Here is a 16,393-nt window from a genome sequence, read left to right on the forward strand (position 1 = left end):
ACGGGAAGTTGGACATGGCATTCGAGCCTAGAAGGGGTTATACACGGATGCCGCATGTTTACCAACAGCCTCCATTAAAGGCAAGTCGGGAGTTGTACGAAGGGCAAGACCCGACGGCGACTGTCTATATAATGGAGTCGTCAGGTGGCATGGTAGCAGGAGATCGCAATGATATTACGGTGAAAATTGCGCCGGATAGTCGGGTGCGATTGATCCAACAATCAGCGTTGAAAATCTATCCATCGCATACGGGCGATACTTGTGTGTTTACAATCGATGTCGACCTTGCGGAACGTTCACGGTTAGAGTGGATGCCTGAAGTGCTAATTCCATTTGTTGACGCGAAGTTCCAAGTCGATACAACGTTGCGTGTAGCCCGCGACGCGACGGTATTATGGGGCGAAATCGTTGCGCCGGGACGTGAAAAACGCGGTGAGATATTTGACTATCAATCGTTTCGATCGAATTTCAAGATATTCGTAGAGGATGAGCTGCTTGCTTTTGACTCGCTTCATTTTGCGCCAAAAGAAGCGAATCTAGGGGGGATAGGTGTCCTTGAAGGCGCTATGTATGTCGGTACGATTTGGCTTGTATCGCCGAATGCAGCGAATGTCGATGTACGTGCATTGCAGGAAACACTGCGAGTAGAAGAAGGTTTAAAGGCCGGCATGACGCGGCTTGAAGGCAATGCAATCCATTGTCGCTGGCTTGCGGTTGATCAGTGGACAATGCAAGAAGAGATGAAACGGATTTATGCGTTGTTGGCGGAAATGATTTAAGAAGGCACTCCAATTGGGGTGTCTTTTTTTGTGTTGTTTAGTTTTACATAGGATTTCGCTATGTTCCCCCCAAAAAGGATATGCCTCGAATGGTGTATCTTTTTGGGCGTGAAATATGGTGTAGGCTTTCTTGTTACTATTGGTATAGAGTGTCATGTGTTGTTGATAGTACGCTATCTACTCTATGAAAGTGCTGTTTAATTAGGTGTGTAGAGACTAGTTATTTAGCATTAATTATAAGAAAATGGTGTAATATCAAAATTTACAATTGACTAATAATTAATATGTCTTACAATAATACTTACAAATGGTTTTACTAATATGAATATGGAGGTGTACATTGTAACTTCTAAATACTCGAACTGCCCTTTCATTAGCAGCGATGTAAGCGGTGTCATATGAGGGAATTTAATAGGCATTTGAGGGGAGCGTCGACTGGCAATTGGACTGTGATGAATGGGTTTAGGTCTTCGAGATGTAAGCGGTTTCTAGATGTAGTGTGAAAATGAAAAGGGGATGTGTGCTTATGGTAGTGATTGAAAATGAAGTACAAGAAAACGTTCAGGAACAAGTTTCTAAAACACCACCCAGCAAGAATGAGAATAAACCGCCGATCAATACGACGCAGAAAAAGACGAATGTTCGTTGGTTCATGGTGTTTTTACTCTTTATTGTCACGGCAATCAATTACGCAGACCGGGCAACGCTCTCGATTGCAGGAACGGATATGTCAAATCAGTTAGGTTTGGATTCTGTCATGATGGGCTTGGTTTTCTCTGCATTTGCATGGTCTTATGTGGCTGGTCAAATTCCAGGGGGATGGCTACTTGACCGTTTTGGCTCGAAGAAAGTTTATTTTTGGAGCGTTTTCTTATGGTCCGCATTTACCTTATTACAAGGGCTTCTTGGCTTTTTTGGATCTGCGGGTACCGCAGTAATGATTTTATTCGGTTTACGGTTTTTAGTGGGGCTGGCAGAGGCACCCTCTTTTCCTGCCAACAGTCGCATTGTTGCGTCCTGGTTTCCGAGCAATGAACGTGGCACTGCTGCTGCGACGTTCAATTCGGCTCAATATTTCGCCACGGTTCTTTTTGCTCCAATCATGGGATACCTTACATACACATTTGGCTGGCGGTATGTGTTCTATTTCATGGGGGCACTAGGTATTGTCGTTGCTTTAGGATGGTTGAAGCTGTTTCATAACCCGAAAGACCACCCACGTGTCAATCAGGCTGAGCTTGATTATATCGAACAAGGTGGCGGTTTGACGTCTATGGATCAGCAAATGATGAAGAAAGAAGAGAAAGTGAAGGGGAAGAATTGGAAGAATATCAAACAACTTTTAGGAAATCGTATGTTGCTTGGTATTTATCTTGGACAATATTGTATTACAACATTAACTTACTTTTTCCTAACTTGGTTTCCTATTTACTTGGTAAAAGAAAGAGGCATGACCATCCTTCAAGTCGGTTTTGTTGCTTCACTTCCGGCAATTTGCGGCTTTTTGGGTGGGATATTAGGTGGTATTTTCTCAGACTTCTTATTAAGAAAAGGGTTTTCGCTAACGGTTGCCCGTAAAACACCGATTATTGCCGGAATGATTTTGTCGACGAGCTTAATCGCAGCGAATTACGTGGATGCACAATGGGTTGTTATTTTCGTTATGTCTCTTGCATTTTTCGGTAAAGGATTTGGAGCACTTGGTTGGGCCGTCATGTCAGATACATCTCCGAAAGAAATGTCTGGCATGAGCGGTGGGTTATTCAACACATTCGGAAATATTGCTGGCATTACGACACCGATTATTATCGGCGTCATTATCGCTACAACTGGATCCTTTAATGGAGCACTTCTTTTTGTAGGTGCCAATGCACTTGTTGCAATTTTGAGCTACTTATTTCTTGTAGGTGAAATCAAACGTGTGGAATTGAAAGCGTAATCGTCCAATGCAATGTCTGTGCCTCCCAATAGATATTAAACAAAAAAGGATGGGTTTAATGACTAGTACTGTAGAAGTTGACATTCCGTTATTCATCAAAGTAAATCCGATAGACAACACTGCAATCATTGTGAATAAAGGAGGATTGAAAGAGGGGACGGCGTTTTCAGGCGACCTCGTTCTTACGGAATTTGTTTCGCAAGGTCATAAGGTTGCTTTGATGGATATCCATCCTGATGAAGAAATCGTTCGATATGGTGAAGTGATTGGTTATGCGCAGCAGCTTATTCCAAAAGGGAGTTGGATTCGGGAGTCGTTAGTCATTATGCCGACTCCGCCTGAACTGGATTCACTGCCCATTTCAACGAAAGTAGCAGAGGTTGAACCACTTGAAGGGGAATACACCTTTCTAGGGTATCGTAATTCAGATGGTAGTGTAGGGACGAAAAATCTATTAGGCATTACGACGAGTGTACAATGCGTAGCGGGTGTTCTGGACTTTGCTGTGAAAAAAATTAAAGAAGAGTTACTGCCCTCCTTTCCGAACGTAGATGATGTCATTGCGTTAACGCATAGCTATGGCTGCGGGGTAGCCATTGATGCACCAGATGCAGTTATTCCGATTCGGACCATACAGAATTTAGCGAAACATCCCAACTTCGGTGGGGAAGTAATGATTATCGGACTCGGTTGTGAGAAATTGGTCCCATCACGTTTGAATGATGGGAAAGAGGACGATAATATTTTGTCTTTGCAAGATGAAGATGGATTTATCAATATGATTGTGTCAATCGTAGCGATGGCGAAGGAACGTTTGCAAAAATTGAACGAGCGGAAAAGAGAAGTTTGTTCGGTTTCAGACTTAGTCATCGGCGTTCAATGCGGCGGAAGTGATGCGTTTTCCGGTGTTACTGCGAATCCCGCGGTCGGCTATGCGGCTGACTTATTTGTGAAGGCAGGGGCTACTGTTTTATTTTCAGAGGTAACTGAAGTGAGAGATGCTATTCATCTTCTAACGCCTCGCGCTTCCACGGAAGAAGTCGGACAGTCGCTTATCCGTGAGATGAAATGGTATGACGAATATTTAAATAGAGGCGAAGCGGATCGGAGTGCGAATCCAACTCCGGGCAACAAACGAGGCGGCTTGTCCAATGTTGTTGAAAAATCGCTTGGATCGGTAGTGAAGTCTGGTACGACACCGATTGTTGATGTATTGGCACCGGGAGAGAAGGCGCGTAAAAAAGGGCTTGTCTTTGCTGCAACCCCTGCTGGCGATTTCGTCTGCGGTACGCTACAACTTGCATCGGGTATTCATTTACAAGTATTTACAACGGGAAGAGGGACTCCGTATAATTTGTCCGTCGCTCCAGTTATGAAGGTTGCTACACGCAATGCGCTACAAGAACAATGGCATGACTTGATTGATATTAATGCCGGGAAAATTGCGACGGGTGAAGCGACGATCGAGGAAGTGGGCTGGGAGATTTTCAACGATATTCTTGAAATCGCAAGTGGAACGAAAAAAACATGGGCAGACAAATGGGGTATCCATAACGATTTGGTTTTGTTTAATCCCGCGCCGATTACGTAATTATCACTTTCCGTATAAAAATAATTACATTTGACAGATAATTATTATTGTCTTACGATAAGACAATAATAATTGACTATTTCGAAGGGTGGAATTTATATGATGACGAAACGAAAACAGGCACCGAAAGGGATTTTAGGATTTCCGGTAGCGCCGATGGATGCTGAAGGGAAATTGGATTTACATGGTTTAGGAAAGAATATCGAGTTTTTAGTTGAAGAAGGATTGTCTTCTGTTTTTGTAGCATGTGGAGCGGGGGAATTACATGCAATTAGCAACGAAGAATACAGGTCCATGGTGGAAGTTGCTGTTGAAAAGACAAAAGGAAAAGTTCCACTCTACACAGGTGTTGGCGGAAATATTACGCATGCGTTGGAGCAAGCGAAGATTTCTGAAGAACTTGGCGCGGAAGGGTATTTGATTTTACCACCGTATTTGATCGATCCATCACAGGATGGGATTTATAATTATTTAAGCGAGATTATTCAAAGCACAGATTTGAATGCCATCGTTTATCAGCGTGATAATTGTATTTTTGAAGCCGAGACACTTCAGAAACTATGCGAATTGCCACAACTGGTAGGGTATAAAGATGGTATCGGGAATATGGAGAAGAACGTCGAGTTTACACATCTGATTGGGGATCGTCTAGAGTGGATTAACGGGATGCCGTTAGCGGAAGTGACAATGGCTTCGTATGTGAACTTAGGATTCACGTCGTACTCATCAGCGATTTCGAACTATATCCCTCATATTTCTGCGAAGTATTACGAGGCGCTTCTAAGCGGTAATAACGAAGTGGTTCATGATCTGTATGAAAATGTGATTTTCCCGATTCACCGTATCCGTAAACAGAAGAAAGGTTATGCCGTTTCGCTTATCAAAGCAGGCATGCAAATTGTCGGTCTTCCTGTTACAACCAATGTACGGGCACCGATTGCGCCTGTCGAAGAGGGGCATTATGAAGAGCTAAAAGTTATTATTGAAAAAGCGCTAGAAAAGTATCCTGCAAAAGTAGCAGTAGTTTAAGGGGAGGCCATTATGACGACAACGACTGAAGCAAAAACGAAGACATATTTGAATTATATTAACGGTGAATGGGTCGCTTCTGAAACAGGGAAGACAGCCGCTAGTAAAAATCCTGCGCGGAAGGACGAAGTGGTTGGAGCTTATCAACTTTCTTCCAGTAAAGATTTTGCCAAAGCAGCTACTTCTGCAAGAAAAGCTCAAAAGGCATGGCGGAAACTCACTGGTAACGTGCGAGGCGATTACTTGCTTAAAGCCGCTTCCATTATGGAAGAGCGAATCGATGATATAGCAAAGGCCATGACATTTGAAATGGGTAAGACGTTCCCGGAAGCAAAAGGTGAAACAGCGCGTGGCGTAGCCATTTTACGTTACTTTTCCGGCGAGGGAATGCGGTCGGTTGGTGATGTGATCCCTTCGACGGACAGTGAAGCATTGATGTTTACAACGAGAGTACCGTTGGGGGTTGTCGGCGTTATCACGCCTTGGAATTTCCCGGTAGCTATCCCGATGTGGAAAATGGCTCCAGCTCTGATTTATGGAAATACGGTGGTTCTTAAACCAGCGAGTGAAACAGCAGTTACCAGTGCGAAAATCATCGAGTGTTTACATGATGCGGGCATTCCGGCCGGCGTTGTGAACTTGGTGACGGGCTCAGGTTCCCTGATTGGACCGGAAATGGCTAACCATAAGGACATCGATGCCATTACGTTCACGGGTTCGAATACGGTTGGAAAACAATTGGCGCAAATCGCTGTTTCAAGAGGAATTAAATATCAACTTGAAATGGGTGGGAAGAACCCTGTAATTGTTGCTAACGATGCAGATCTAGAATTGGCTGTTGAAGCGACAATCAGTGGTGGTTTAAAATCATCCGGACAAAAATGTACAGCGACAAGCCGAGTCATCGTTCAACAAGATGTTTATGAAACATTTAAAGGGAAATTGCTTGAAAAAGTTGCTGAAATCACTGTCGGGGACGGTATGGATGTAGGGACTTGGATGGGTCCTAGTGCAAGTCAAGGCCAGTTAGATACGGTTCTTTCTGCGATTGAAAAAGGAAAAGCAGAGGGAGCTACATTGCTTCTAGGTGGAAACGAAGTGAAGAAAGATGGCTTGAATGGCTACTTTGTCGAGCCGACTGTATTCGAAAATGTATCGCCTAACATGGCGCTTGCGCGAGAAGAAATTTTCGGCCCAGTTCTTGCGCTTATGAAAGTAGATACGATCGAAGACGCACTAGAGTTGGCAAATGACTCGGAATATGGATTAAGTGCTTCCATTTTCACAACGAATATTAGCAATATGCTGTCGTTCATCAATGAAATGGATGCTGGTTTAGTCCGCATTAATGCAGAAAGTGCTGGAGTTGAACTGCAGGCCCCTTTCGGCGGCGTGAAGCAATCTAGTTCCCATTCACGTGAACAAGGGCAAGCAGCAAAAGAATTCTATACAGCGATTAAAACGGTGTTTATCAAATAAGATGAATGTGCGGGAGTTATGCGATGAAAAGCTTAACTCCATGTTTTCTATAATAGAAGAAATTAAGAAGGCAAAGGGAAAACAATTCGTTAGGGGGACGTTATTATGATTATTGGTGAGAAAAAGGAAAGTGCACATATAGGGAATGTAGGAACTACGCCAAGGGTTTCCAAGATGACGGTGATTCCTGTCGCGGGTCACGATAGCATGTTACTGAATTTGAGTGGAGCGCATAGCCCATATTTTACAAGAAATATTGTCATTCTCGAAGATAACCAAGGAAATCGGGGTGTCGGAGAGGTACCGGGAGGAGAGGCAATCCGTCAAACATTGGAAGACGCCAAGTCCTTGGTCATTGGGGAATCCATCGGTACTTACAATTCGATTTTAAACAAAGTTCGCAAACAGTTTGCCATTCGGGATGCGGGTGGACGTGGTGCACAGACATTTGATCTCCGGACGACCATTCATGTTGTTACGGCTATTGAAGCGGCTTTACTAGATTTACTAGGGAAGTTCCTGGATGTACCTGTTGCTGAATTGCTTGGCGAAGGTCAGCAGCGCGACAGTGTAGAAATACTTGGTTACCTTTTTTATCTAGGTGATCGAAACAAAACGGATTTGCCTTATTTAAGTGATACAGAATCAAAAGGTGATTGGTTCAGATTACGCCATGAAGAAGCATTGACACCAGAATCGATTGTTGCACTTGCGGAGGCGGCATATGAGCGCTACGGTTTTAATGACTTTAAACTAAAGGGTGGAGTACTATCCGGAGATGAAGAGATGGCAGCTGTGACAGCGCTCGCAAAACGTTTCCCAGAAGCAAGAATTACGCTGGATCCGAATGGTGCCTGGTCATTGGAAGAAGCGATTCGTCTTTGTAAAAATCAGCATGACGTACTTGCATATGCTGAAGATCCATGTGGAGCAGAAGATGGTTATTCAGCACGTGAAGCGATGGCTGAATTCCGCCGCGCAACAGGCCTTCCTACAGCGACAAATATGATTGCGACGGACTGGAGACAAATGGGGCATGCAGTACAGCTTCACGCGGTTGATATTCCGCTAGCGGACCCACACTTCTGGACGATGCAGGGTTCAGTTCGAGTGGCACAAATGTGCAATGATTGGGGACTAACGTGGGGATCGCACTCGAATAATCATTTCGATATTTCTCTTGCGATGTTCACACATGTTGCAGCTGCGGCGCCTGGGAAGATCACCGCGATTGATACGCACTGGATTTGGCAAGATGGACAGCGTCTAACGAAAGAACCGCTTCAAATTAAAAAAGGGAAAATCGAAGTTCCATCTGCACCAGGTTTAGGTATTGAAATTGATATGGAGCAGATTGAAAAGGCGAATAAACTTTATATCGAACAAAATCTTGGAGCGCGTGACGACTCTATCGGCATGCAGTATTTAATTCCAGGCTGGAAATTCGATAATAAACGACCTTGTTTAGTTCGATAATTTAAAGCAGTGAAGACCTTTCGAATAAAGTATTACAGGGTAGGCCAGCGAAAATCGTTGGTCTATATTTTATTTATAGTAAGGTGGAAATTTGGCGGAGCATAAAGTGATTGTTTGTAAAACGTGGATTCATAAATTTTAGATGATCCATGTAGAAATCGTTAAGAAATACATTTATTTTGAGGAGGTTGACTATGCACTTTATTAACGAACAGGAAATTAGAAGTCTTATTTCGATGAAAGATATCATTGAGACAATCGAGGATTATTATGTAAACAACGGGGAGAAAAAGTCGCTCGTTCCGGAACGATTATTCATCAATGATGACGAGAACTCGGCACTATTAATGCCTTCATTTTATGAAGATTATTACGGGGCAAAGCTAATTGGTATTGCTCCAGGGAATGCAGCTATCGGTGAAGCTACGTTGAGGGGGATTTTCCTATTGAACGAAAGGAAAACGATGAAACCGCTTGTCATTATGGATGCGCGAACGATTACTGCTATGCGGACGGGGGCTGTAAGCGGATTGGGTATGAAGTACTTGGCATCCGATGAAGCGGATACCATCGGCATTATAGGAACTGGCGATCAGGGGTGGAGTCATTTGCAGGCGGCTTGTGCAGTAAGGTCAGTACATAGGGTTTTAGTGTATAATCGTAGTAAGGGTAGACTTGATAACTTTATGGATAGAGCGAAGAAGGAATTTCCAACTATTTGCTTTGTGGTTTCGGACCCTGCGACCATTGTGAAAGAGGCGCAAATTATTATTACAACGACGACATCGACAGATCCGGTGATTCCTTATGACGGACAAGTTGATTTGACTGGGAAGCATTTCGCGGGTTCAGGTGCATTCAAATCATTCATGCAAGAAATTCCTGACTCAATCATTAAGAAAGCAGATCATCTATTTGTTGATACGCACGCAGCGTTTTCCGAATGCGGTGAAATGATTAATGCACGAACATTCGGCCATAGCGAGGAAACAATACCCGAGTTGAAAAGTCTTGTTCAACAAGGTGAAATTGAAGAGATGAAGCAACAAATAACGGTGTTCAAATCGGTGGGGGTATCCATTTTTGATATACTCACAGCAAAGCTGGTTTACGAAAGATATCAAAGTCAAGTTGAAGTGTAAAATGAACTAGGAAACCCAAGAAAAGGAGGGGCGAAATGAAAGAGTATAAAATGGACACTGTCCGTAGGAGCACCCTCTCGCAACAGGTGTTGGAACAAATCGTTCAGCTTTTAATGAGCGGGCAGTTGAACCCCGGAGATAAATTGCCGCCGGAAATGAATTTGATGGAACAATTTGATGTGAGCCGACCCGTACTGCGGGAAGCGCTTAGCTCGTTAGAGACCTTGGAAATCATTACGAGAAGGCCGCGTGGAGGTACGTTTGTAAACGATAAAGTCGGAAGTAATCCATTCAAGGTAATGCTCGCTCTATCCATTAACAATGTGCCTGCCATCATTGAAGCGCGCATGGCGTTAGAGCTAGGACTAGTTACGATTGCGGCCGAAAAGATATCGGATGAACAACTTGAAAAGATGAAAGAGACGATTACCAGTATTCAGGAAAATGCTGATGGTGATTACGGTCGCTTAGATAAAGAATTCCATAGATTGATTGCGCAAAGTGCTAATAATCCCGTTGTCGAAGGGATGATTGATTCTCTTCTTATTACGCATGAAAAAACGGATAGCTTAATCAGTTATCGGGAACCAGACATTACGATTGAACATCACTTAGCGATCTATGAAGCGCTGAAAAAAAGAGACCCGTACGAATCATTCACGCAAATGTATAAGCATTTAAGTTATGTGAGAAATAAAATACTAGCTGATTATGGGGAGAAACAATAACTAGAAAATCTGAATAGGATTGTGCAGCTACTTCGATGTTTTTTTATTCCACACTTTCACTAAAAACTCCATAAACCAAGCATAAAAGAACATGGAGCCGATTAATACAACGATGATATAAACAGACTGCAAGAGACCAGGAATCGTATGTTTTTTAATAAAACTACCGGATGCTAGCATGGTTACGGTGAGAGCTACAATGAGTACAACCATACCGAGTGCATAAATAATCATCGTACTTCTAGGCGTTTTTTGGAGTCTTGTCCGAATGGATTTCCGGAACTTTATGGCTTTTATAATTAGGTAGGAAAACAATGCAATTGATAAGTATTCATTTGCTACAAAAAGTAATATGAACCCAAGTAATAGGATAAACCAAGTAATTTTTTCATAGTGTTTATCGATGAAGTTTGTCATTGAAATTCCCCCAATATGTGTATACTATGTATACGAAGTATAGTGGGAAAAGTTTCTTTTATTTTTAAGCCGCGAAGGAGAGAGTTATATGCCAGAAAAAAGACCCATGAGCCAATCACGTACAATCCAGACGAAACTGGTCTTGCCACCAGATACGAATCACCTACAGACGATTTTCGGGGGGAAAGTTCTCGCATATATCGATGAAATTGCTGCTATTACGGCTATGAAACATGCCAAAACAGCAGTCGTTACGGCTTCTATCGATTCAGTGGATTTTGTATCTTCTGCACGTGTTGGTGATGTATTAGAGCTAGAAGCAGTCGTCACGTCAACGGGACGTACATCGATGGAAGTATTCGTTTCTGTTCATTCGATGAATTTGTTGACGGGTGAAACAAAACTGACGACGGAATCATTTTTGACGATGGTAGCGATGGATAAACACAATAAACCAACTCCTGTGCTTGAAATCTATCCGGAAACAGAAGTAGAAAAAAGTCTGTTCGAAACAGCGCCTGCTCGCCGTGCGCATCGGAAAGTGCGGAGTGAGATGAAACACTGAATTCGTAATAGTAATTAGTTAATTTGAAATGTTTTATACTTTTGTTGTTGACATTCTATTCGGATACCTGTATTGTTCTATTTACCAACTGAATACGTAACTTTCTTATCCAGAGAGGTGGAGGGACTGGCCCTTTGATACCTCAGCAACAGACTTGTTAAGTACTGTGCTAATTCCAGAAGCAAAGCGTAAAGCTTGTAGCTTGAAGATAAGAAGAGCAAATAGCGAAACTGCCAAAACCTCTTCTTAAAGTATAGAAGAGGTTTTTTTGTTCTTTCTGGAGACTAAGGTTACCTTCAAAAATAATGAAGGAGGAATTTTTATGTCGAATGAATTATTGAATGCAATTACGTTATTAAAAAAGAAAGAGTGGGTCGATTTAACACATACATTTGGGCCTAACTCACCCCATTTCTCGGCATTTGATGCTGCGGAATTTACGACGTTATTTGATCATGACGATGGTTTTTTCGCACAGAGCTTTAAATTTGCTGGACAGTACGGAACGCATATTGATGCGCCCATCCATTTCGTTCGGGATACAAGATATTTAGAGGAACTTGGCTTGAAGGAATTAGTGTTACCGCTCATCGTTATGGATCATTCAACAGAAGCTGCCGCCAATCATGATTTTACGCTAGCAGTTGAAGATATTTTGAAGTTTGAAGAGCAGCATGGACAAATTGAGGCAGGTACATTTGTAGCGCTGCGCACAGATTGGAGCAAGCGCTGGCCGGATAACGAAGCGTTCTGCAATAAAGATGCCGAAGGGAATAATCGTATACCCGGTTGGGGGCTTGATGCATTAAAGTTTTTATTCGAAGAACGACAAGTAAAAGCGGTTGGACATGAAACGTTCGATACCGATTCAGCCATCGATTTTCAAAAGAATCAAGCACTGTTAGGCGAATATTATGTGCTCGAGCAAGACACCTACCAAATCGAATTACTAACGAATTTAGATAAACTGCCTGCAAAAGGCGCCGTCATTTTCAACATCGTTCCGAAGCCGGAAAAAGCATCGGGATTCCCAGTTCGCTCATTCGCGATCCTGCCGTAATTGCCAGAAATCAACTGCTCATTCGCAGTCAACGCCTCGGCGAAAGCATCACTCATTCGTGATGTAATCTTCGCCCAAAAGAAATCGCCCATTCGCGTTTCCGCAGCACTATCGGGAAGCAACTGCTCATTCGCAGTCAATGCCTCGGCAAAAGCATCACTCATTCGTGATGTAATCTTCGCCCAAAAGAAATCGCCCATTCGCGTTTCCGCAGTACAATCTGAAATCAGCTGCTCATTTGCAGTCGATAACCTACTAAACAAGGTGGAAAAGTTATGTTTTGTGTTAACCTCGAATAAATATAAAGACGCTCATTTGCAATGAGTTGGCGATCCCCCACTAATAATAGAAAGAAGGAATTTACTATGACAAACACATCGACTACTTTAACGAAAGCACCATTCAGAGCGGATCACGTAGGAAGTTTGCTACGTCCAGATAACTTGCACCAAGCACGCAAAGAGTTCAAAGAAGGTACGATTACAGCACGACAGTTGCGGCAAGTGGAAACACAGGAGATTAAGCGTATTGTAGATAAACAAATCGAAGTCGGCTTAGAGCTTGTAACAGATGGTGAATTTAGACGTACATGGTGGCATCTAGATTTTCTGGAGCATTTGAATGGATTTGAAGGATTTGTCCCTGAGACGGGCTATGTATTTGAAGGCGTTGAAACAGAAAGATACAATGTCCGAAACACAGGGAAGATTTCATTTGATCCTGGGCACCCGTTCATCAAAGACTTTGTTGAGTTTAATGAAATCGTTGGTGGTCGTGCGGTTGCAAAACAAACAATTCCAAGTCCAAACCAGCTATTTAATATAGGCATTCGTGATGAAAACATCTATCCAGACATCGAAGAATACGCTAAAGATATTATTCAAGCCTACAAAGATGCACTGCATGCATTTTACGAAGCGGGTGTGCGCTACTTGCAACTAGATGATGTATACATTGCTGGATTATCTGCACCAGATATCCCATTCAATGATGGCGAATATTCAAGAGAGCAACTCATTGACTTGGCATTGCGCGTTATTAATGGCGTATTGGAAGGGAAACCGGAAGACTTAGTCGTAACAACGCATTTATGCCGCGGAAACTACCAATCGACATGGGCATTTGAAGGAAGCTATGCATTAATCGCACCAACATTGCTAGCAAAAGAAAAAGTAGATGGCTTCTTCTTGGAATATGATGATGAGCGTTCAGGCGACTTTGAGCCGTTGGAGCATATCCCGAATGGTGGAGCGAGTGTTGTCCTTGGCGTCGTCACATCGAAAAATGGAGAAGTAGAAGATAAAGAAGCCGTGAAAGCGCGTATTCAAGAAGCGACAAAACATGTACCACTTGAACAATTATGCCTAAGTCCACAATGTGGCTTCGCTTCTACGCATCATGGTAATAAATTGACGGAAGATGAGCAGTGGGAGAAGTTGAAGTTCATCGTCGGTGTAGCGAAGGAAGTTTGGGGATAAATGATGAAATGGTACAAGGCTGATAGCAATCGGCTCTGTACCATTTTTTATTCCTCTATATACTTCTCGGGATCATCTAACTTCTGAACGAATTCTGTAAATGTGTCAGCGAGTACGTGAAAATTATTCCCGTCACCTTCATCTGGCTCTGCGTAGACGATATTTGGAATGTCGCGTCCATCATAATTAAAGCCGACCCATGCATGGCCACTGCCTGAGAATAGGAGAAGATTTTGTGGTAAATCCCACTCCTCCACCAAGTATTCACTTTGTAATATACCTTCTGCATCAAGTCCCTTAATTTCTTCGACTTCAATAAAGATATCGCCACTTTCGATGCTAAAGTCAACTGGAAATGCTCGTTTATTGTAATTGACATAGCCCCCGTTTGAGCGTTTTAAGAATGCGAGAAAATCATCAGGCAATGTCACATCTAATGTAGCTTCAGCAGCTTCAATTTCTTCTTGTGTCACAGGTTCGTTTATAGAATCTGCGAGCAATAAATTTGTAAACATACAGTTCCTCCTTCGTATCAGTCAAAACTGGTTCGCTTTGTGATTGTGTAGCTGAACCTTCGACAAGTGTACAGAAATCCTTGTTAGTAATCAAAAGATATGGGGAACTTCGGGTGTTTGGATTACTTTTTTTGAAATTGTTAAACTTATTAACAGACTTGGTAACAGTTGTGTATAGTTTTGACCTGAATGTGGACAATCTATTGTTTTGTGAGGGTGGTAATTTGGTTATCCACATGTGGATAACTTGATTGTTTACTCTTTACTTTTACACGTCCGCTCCACGAAAAGTTTGTCCACATACGGAGAATAAATTCGAATGGCCCACGGCTGAAAACTTTTAGATACCAATAGCTGAATACGCATTGGGCAGAGAAAATGACGAGTCCGAGTGCGACACTGTTCAAAACGCCAAGTTTTCCAAATTGACCAAGACCGTAGCCATAAAAAATAGATGTACAGATGACGGTTTGTAGCAGGTAATTCGTTAATGATAACTTGCCGATATTTTCGAAAGCTCGCATAAGGATGGATGCAGAAAAACGAGTGTAGGCGTAAGCAAACGCACAAATATAGCCCAGTGCAAGTAACGGACCACCTATGCTAAGTAAGATGTAAGTCCAGTTGTTTTCCGGTGTGAGTGCCTCTACACTTTTCAGTAAAATCCCCAATGGTAAAAGGACTGCCATGCAGATTTTATATTTGTTACGTTCGGATGTTGGATTTGAAAAATAATTTGCTTTTGCTGCGTACATGCCAAACAAAAAAAGTGGAGCTATAGCAAATGGCGCAAACAAAAGCATGAACGCGACTTCTAATCCAGATATGTTTAGTGGATCTTCATTGATTCGATGTTTCATGATTTTCGTATACGTCCCATTCGCATACACATCATTTGTGTTTGTGATATATGTTGCCATTCGTTCCAAATCTTCGATGGGTTCTTCTATTTGTCCATATGTAAGTGCACTTGAGAGTACGAAAAGGATTATACCCCAAATGAGCAGTGTCTTCTTCTTGCGATTTAAAAACAGTAGAAGGAAAAAGCCCATCAGGCCATAGAGAAGTAAAATATCGCCTTCCCATAGGAAACTGCCATGCAGAAGTCCAATAGCCGCTAATAATACAAAACGTCGAACAAGGTGGCGCTTCACCTTTGCGCTGTTCCTCTCTATCCCTTCCGCCATTTTAATCATAGAGTAGCCAAAAAGAAATGTGAAAATCGGCATGAAACTGCTTTCGATAAAGATTTTTAGAAACTGATAAGTCCTCGTATCTACTAGTGAGAGTGAAAAGACTGAGATTGAATCTTTTCCATAGATTCCATATTGAAAAATAAGTAAGTTTGCTAGTAAAATCCCGAATAAGCTCAATCCACGCATGCCATCAATTAAGTGAATTCGTTGTGGTTTCAATTTGTATGCCCCCAATACTGTTGTCTGTTGACCGTACTATATACCGCCATCCCGTTAAAACTTCTATTGCGGCACATATTTATTCGGTAATCGTGCCCGTTTCTTGGATACTATTTTGTGCTAAATCCAAAGCATTTACGAATCCATCCGTTGGCCTCTGCTATTGAAATAAATTGAATATGATATCGGCTATGTAGGTTTCTAGAAAAGCGGCTACAATGATTGTGGGTAAAACAATAATGGCATAAGTTCTTATGGTTTCTAAGAATTTTTTAATAAAAGATATTCCTTTTTTATCTTTCTTAAATATATTTCTTATTTTTGCTCTAACAACTTGGTTTAATTCAAACAGAACCGCTGCAAGTAAGCATAAAGCAAAAACTTCAAAAACATAATGAGGAATAGTAGAGATTATTATCTCAGAACCTTTTTTAAAGTCGGCTTGTAAACCAATTCCAAAAAGAATCCCAGGCAGCAAAACAGTTGAAATGATATTTGCGACATATAGAAATTGTATTGGAATTAAGGCTAAGATAAGCATTTGTAAGGGAACCATAAATCCGTTATTAACAATATAGGACCATACTTTATGTATACCTATAGATTCTTTTACTTGGTCCGGCAGTCTACTTTTTGTGCCTTCCATTACTGCTTTTAAATCTGGATTGATGATGTAGGTTATTATAGTTGCCATAATTGTTATGGCTGCTGCAAATAAAAAAAAGTTAACAGCTCTTTTAACTATAATTTTTGGTATTGTAGATTCCATAGTTTGAAGTC

At 42.0% G+C, this 16,393-nt stretch carries 15 protein-coding genes and 1 riboswitch; of the genes, 11 read left to right on the top strand and 4 right to left on the bottom strand.

The window, feature by feature from the left end:
* The first annotated feature begins 14 nt into the window (after positions 1-14).
* From MKY34_RS04740 to MKY34_RS04775, 8 genes are all read left to right on the top strand, one after another.
* Complete coding sequence (locus tag MKY34_RS04740) at positions 15-779, top strand: urease accessory protein UreD (RefSeq protein WP_342514074.1); 765 nt, start codon at positions 15-17, stop codon at positions 777-779.
* Positions 780-1,431: 652 nt separating this feature from the next.
* On the top strand, positions 1,432-2,718 hold the full coding sequence (locus MKY34_RS04745) for an MFS transporter (protein ID WP_342515192.1): 1,287 nt from the start codon (positions 1,432-1,434) through the stop codon (positions 2,716-2,718).
* A 58-nt stretch (positions 2,719-2,776) separates the two neighbouring features.
* A complete protein-coding gene (garD, locus tag MKY34_RS04750) occupies positions 2,777-4,309 on the top strand; it encodes a galactarate dehydratase (protein ID WP_342514075.1) in 1,533 nt (510 codons plus the stop codon).
* 102 nt (positions 4,310-4,411) lie between these two features.
* Positions 4,412-5,338 carry a 5-dehydro-4-deoxyglucarate dehydratase gene (kdgD, locus tag MKY34_RS04755; protein WP_342515193.1) on the top strand — a complete coding sequence of 309 codons (927 nt, stop codon included), beginning with the start codon at positions 4,412-4,414 and terminating at the stop codon, positions 5,336-5,338.
* Between the two features lie 12 nt (positions 5,339-5,350).
* A complete protein-coding gene (gene gucD, locus MKY34_RS04760) occupies positions 5,351-6,817 on the top strand; it encodes an alpha-ketoglutaric semialdehyde dehydrogenase GucD (protein WP_342514076.1) in 1,467 nt (488 codons plus the stop codon).
* Between the two features lie 105 nt (positions 6,818-6,922).
* Positions 6,923-8,293 carry a glucarate dehydratase gene (gene gudD / locus MKY34_RS04765; protein ID WP_342514077.1) on the top strand — a complete coding sequence of 457 codons (1,371 nt, stop codon included), beginning with the start codon at positions 6,923-6,925 and terminating at the stop codon, positions 8,291-8,293.
* Positions 8,294-8,487: 194 nt separating this feature from the next.
* Complete coding sequence (locus MKY34_RS04770) at positions 8,488-9,435, top strand: ornithine cyclodeaminase family protein (RefSeq protein WP_342514078.1); 948 nt, start codon at positions 8,488-8,490, stop codon at positions 9,433-9,435.
* A gap of 35 nt (positions 9,436-9,470) precedes the next feature.
* Positions 9,471-10,163 (top strand): FadR/GntR family transcriptional regulator, encoded by a 693-nt coding sequence (locus tag MKY34_RS04775; protein ID WP_342514079.1) that lies wholly within the window; start codon positions 9,471-9,473, stop codon positions 10,161-10,163.
* A gap of 27 nt (positions 10,164-10,190) precedes the next feature.
* Here MKY34_RS04775 and MKY34_RS04780 read toward each other — a convergent pair whose 3' ends face one another.
* Positions 10,191-10,580 (bottom strand): hypothetical protein, encoded by a 390-nt coding sequence (locus tag MKY34_RS04780; RefSeq protein WP_342514080.1) that lies wholly within the window; start codon positions 10,578-10,580, stop codon positions 10,191-10,193.
* A gap of 88 nt (positions 10,581-10,668) precedes the next feature.
* Between MKY34_RS04780 and MKY34_RS04785 the strand changes: the two genes are divergently transcribed.
* The 3 genes from MKY34_RS04785 to MKY34_RS04795 all read left to right on the top strand — a co-directional run bounded on the left by MKY34_RS04785 (position 10,669) and on the right by MKY34_RS04795 (position 13,683).
* Complete coding sequence (locus MKY34_RS04785) at positions 10,669-11,145, top strand: acyl-CoA thioesterase (protein ID WP_342514081.1); 477 nt, start codon at positions 10,669-10,671, stop codon at positions 11,143-11,145.
* 102 nt (positions 11,146-11,247) lie between these two features.
* Positions 11,248-11,360: riboswitch (SAM riboswitch) on the top strand.
* A gap of 107 nt (positions 11,361-11,467) precedes the next feature.
* Entirely contained in the window at positions 11,468-12,205 is a 738-nt protein-coding gene (locus tag MKY34_RS04790) for a cyclase family protein (RefSeq protein WP_342514082.1), read from the top strand.
* Between the two features lie 365 nt (positions 12,206-12,570).
* Entirely contained in the window at positions 12,571-13,683 is a 1,113-nt protein-coding gene (locus MKY34_RS04795) for a 5-methyltetrahydropteroyltriglutamate--homocysteine S-methyltransferase (RefSeq protein WP_342514083.1), read from the top strand.
* A 47-nt stretch (positions 13,684-13,730) separates the two neighbouring features.
* Here the strand turns inward: MKY34_RS04795 and MKY34_RS04800 are convergent, their stop codons facing one another.
* The 3 genes from MKY34_RS04800 to MKY34_RS04810 all read right to left on the bottom strand — a co-directional run bounded on the left by MKY34_RS04800 (position 13,731) and on the right by MKY34_RS04810 (position 16,382).
* A complete protein-coding gene (locus MKY34_RS04800; protein WP_342514084.1) occupies positions 13,731-14,198 on the bottom strand; it encodes an SMI1/KNR4 family protein in 468 nt (155 codons plus the stop codon).
* Positions 14,199-14,398: 200 nt separating this feature from the next.
* Positions 14,399-15,613 (bottom strand): DUF418 domain-containing protein, encoded by a 1,215-nt coding sequence (locus MKY34_RS04805; protein ID WP_342514085.1) that lies wholly within the window; start codon positions 15,611-15,613, stop codon positions 14,399-14,401.
* Between the two features lie 160 nt (positions 15,614-15,773).
* On the bottom strand, positions 15,774-16,382 hold the full coding sequence (locus MKY34_RS04810) for a stage II sporulation protein M (RefSeq protein ID WP_342514086.1): 609 nt from the start codon (positions 16,380-16,382) through the stop codon (positions 15,774-15,776).
* Positions 16,383-16,393: the final 11 nt, after the last annotated feature.

The organism is Sporosarcina sp. FSL K6-1522 (genome assembly GCF_038622445.1).
Lineage (GTDB): Bacteria > Bacillota > Bacilli > Bacillales_A > Planococcaceae > Sporosarcina.

Excerpts from the sequence above, each read along its gene's own strand:
- MKY34_RS04740 (WP_342514074.1), top strand. The coding sequence starts at position 15 with ATGGCATTCGAGCCTAGAAGGGGTTATACACGGATGCCGCATGTTTAC.
- MKY34_RS04745 (WP_342515192.1), top strand. The coding sequence starts at position 1,432 with ATGGTGTTTTTACTCTTTATTGTCACGGCAATCAATTACGCAGACCGG.
- garD (WP_342514075.1), top strand. The coding sequence starts at position 2,777 with ATGACTAGTACTGTAGAAGTTGACATTCCGTTATTCATCAAAGTAAAT.
- kdgD (WP_342515193.1), top strand. The coding sequence starts at position 4,412 with ATGACGAAACGAAAACAGGCACCGAAAGGGATTTTAGGATTTCCGGTA.
- gucD (WP_342514076.1), top strand. The coding sequence starts at position 5,351 with ATGACGACAACGACTGAAGCAAAAACGAAGACATATTTGAATTATATT.
- gudD (WP_342514077.1), top strand. The coding sequence starts at position 6,923 with ATGATTATTGGTGAGAAAAAGGAAAGTGCACATATAGGGAATGTAGGA.
- MKY34_RS04770 (WP_342514078.1), top strand. The coding sequence starts at position 8,488 with ATGCACTTTATTAACGAACAGGAAATTAGAAGTCTTATTTCGATGAAA.
- MKY34_RS04775 (WP_342514079.1), top strand. The coding sequence starts at position 9,471 with ATGAAAGAGTATAAAATGGACACTGTCCGTAGGAGCACCCTCTCGCAA.
- MKY34_RS04780 (WP_342514080.1), bottom strand. The coding sequence starts at position 10,580 with ATGACAAACTTCATCGATAAACACTATGAAAAAATTACTTGGTTTATC.
- MKY34_RS04785 (WP_342514081.1), top strand. The coding sequence starts at position 10,669 with ATGCCAGAAAAAAGACCCATGAGCCAATCACGTACAATCCAGACGAAA.
- MKY34_RS04790 (WP_342514082.1), top strand. The coding sequence starts at position 11,468 with ATGTCGAATGAATTATTGAATGCAATTACGTTATTAAAAAAGAAAGAG.
- MKY34_RS04795 (WP_342514083.1), top strand. The coding sequence starts at position 12,571 with ATGACAAACACATCGACTACTTTAACGAAAGCACCATTCAGAGCGGAT.
- MKY34_RS04800 (WP_342514084.1), bottom strand. The coding sequence starts at position 14,198 with ATGTTTACAAATTTATTGCTCGCAGATTCTATAAACGAACCTGTGACA.
- MKY34_RS04810 (WP_342514086.1), bottom strand. The coding sequence starts at position 16,382 with ATGGAATCTACAATACCAAAAATTATAGTTAAAAGAGCTGTTAACTTT.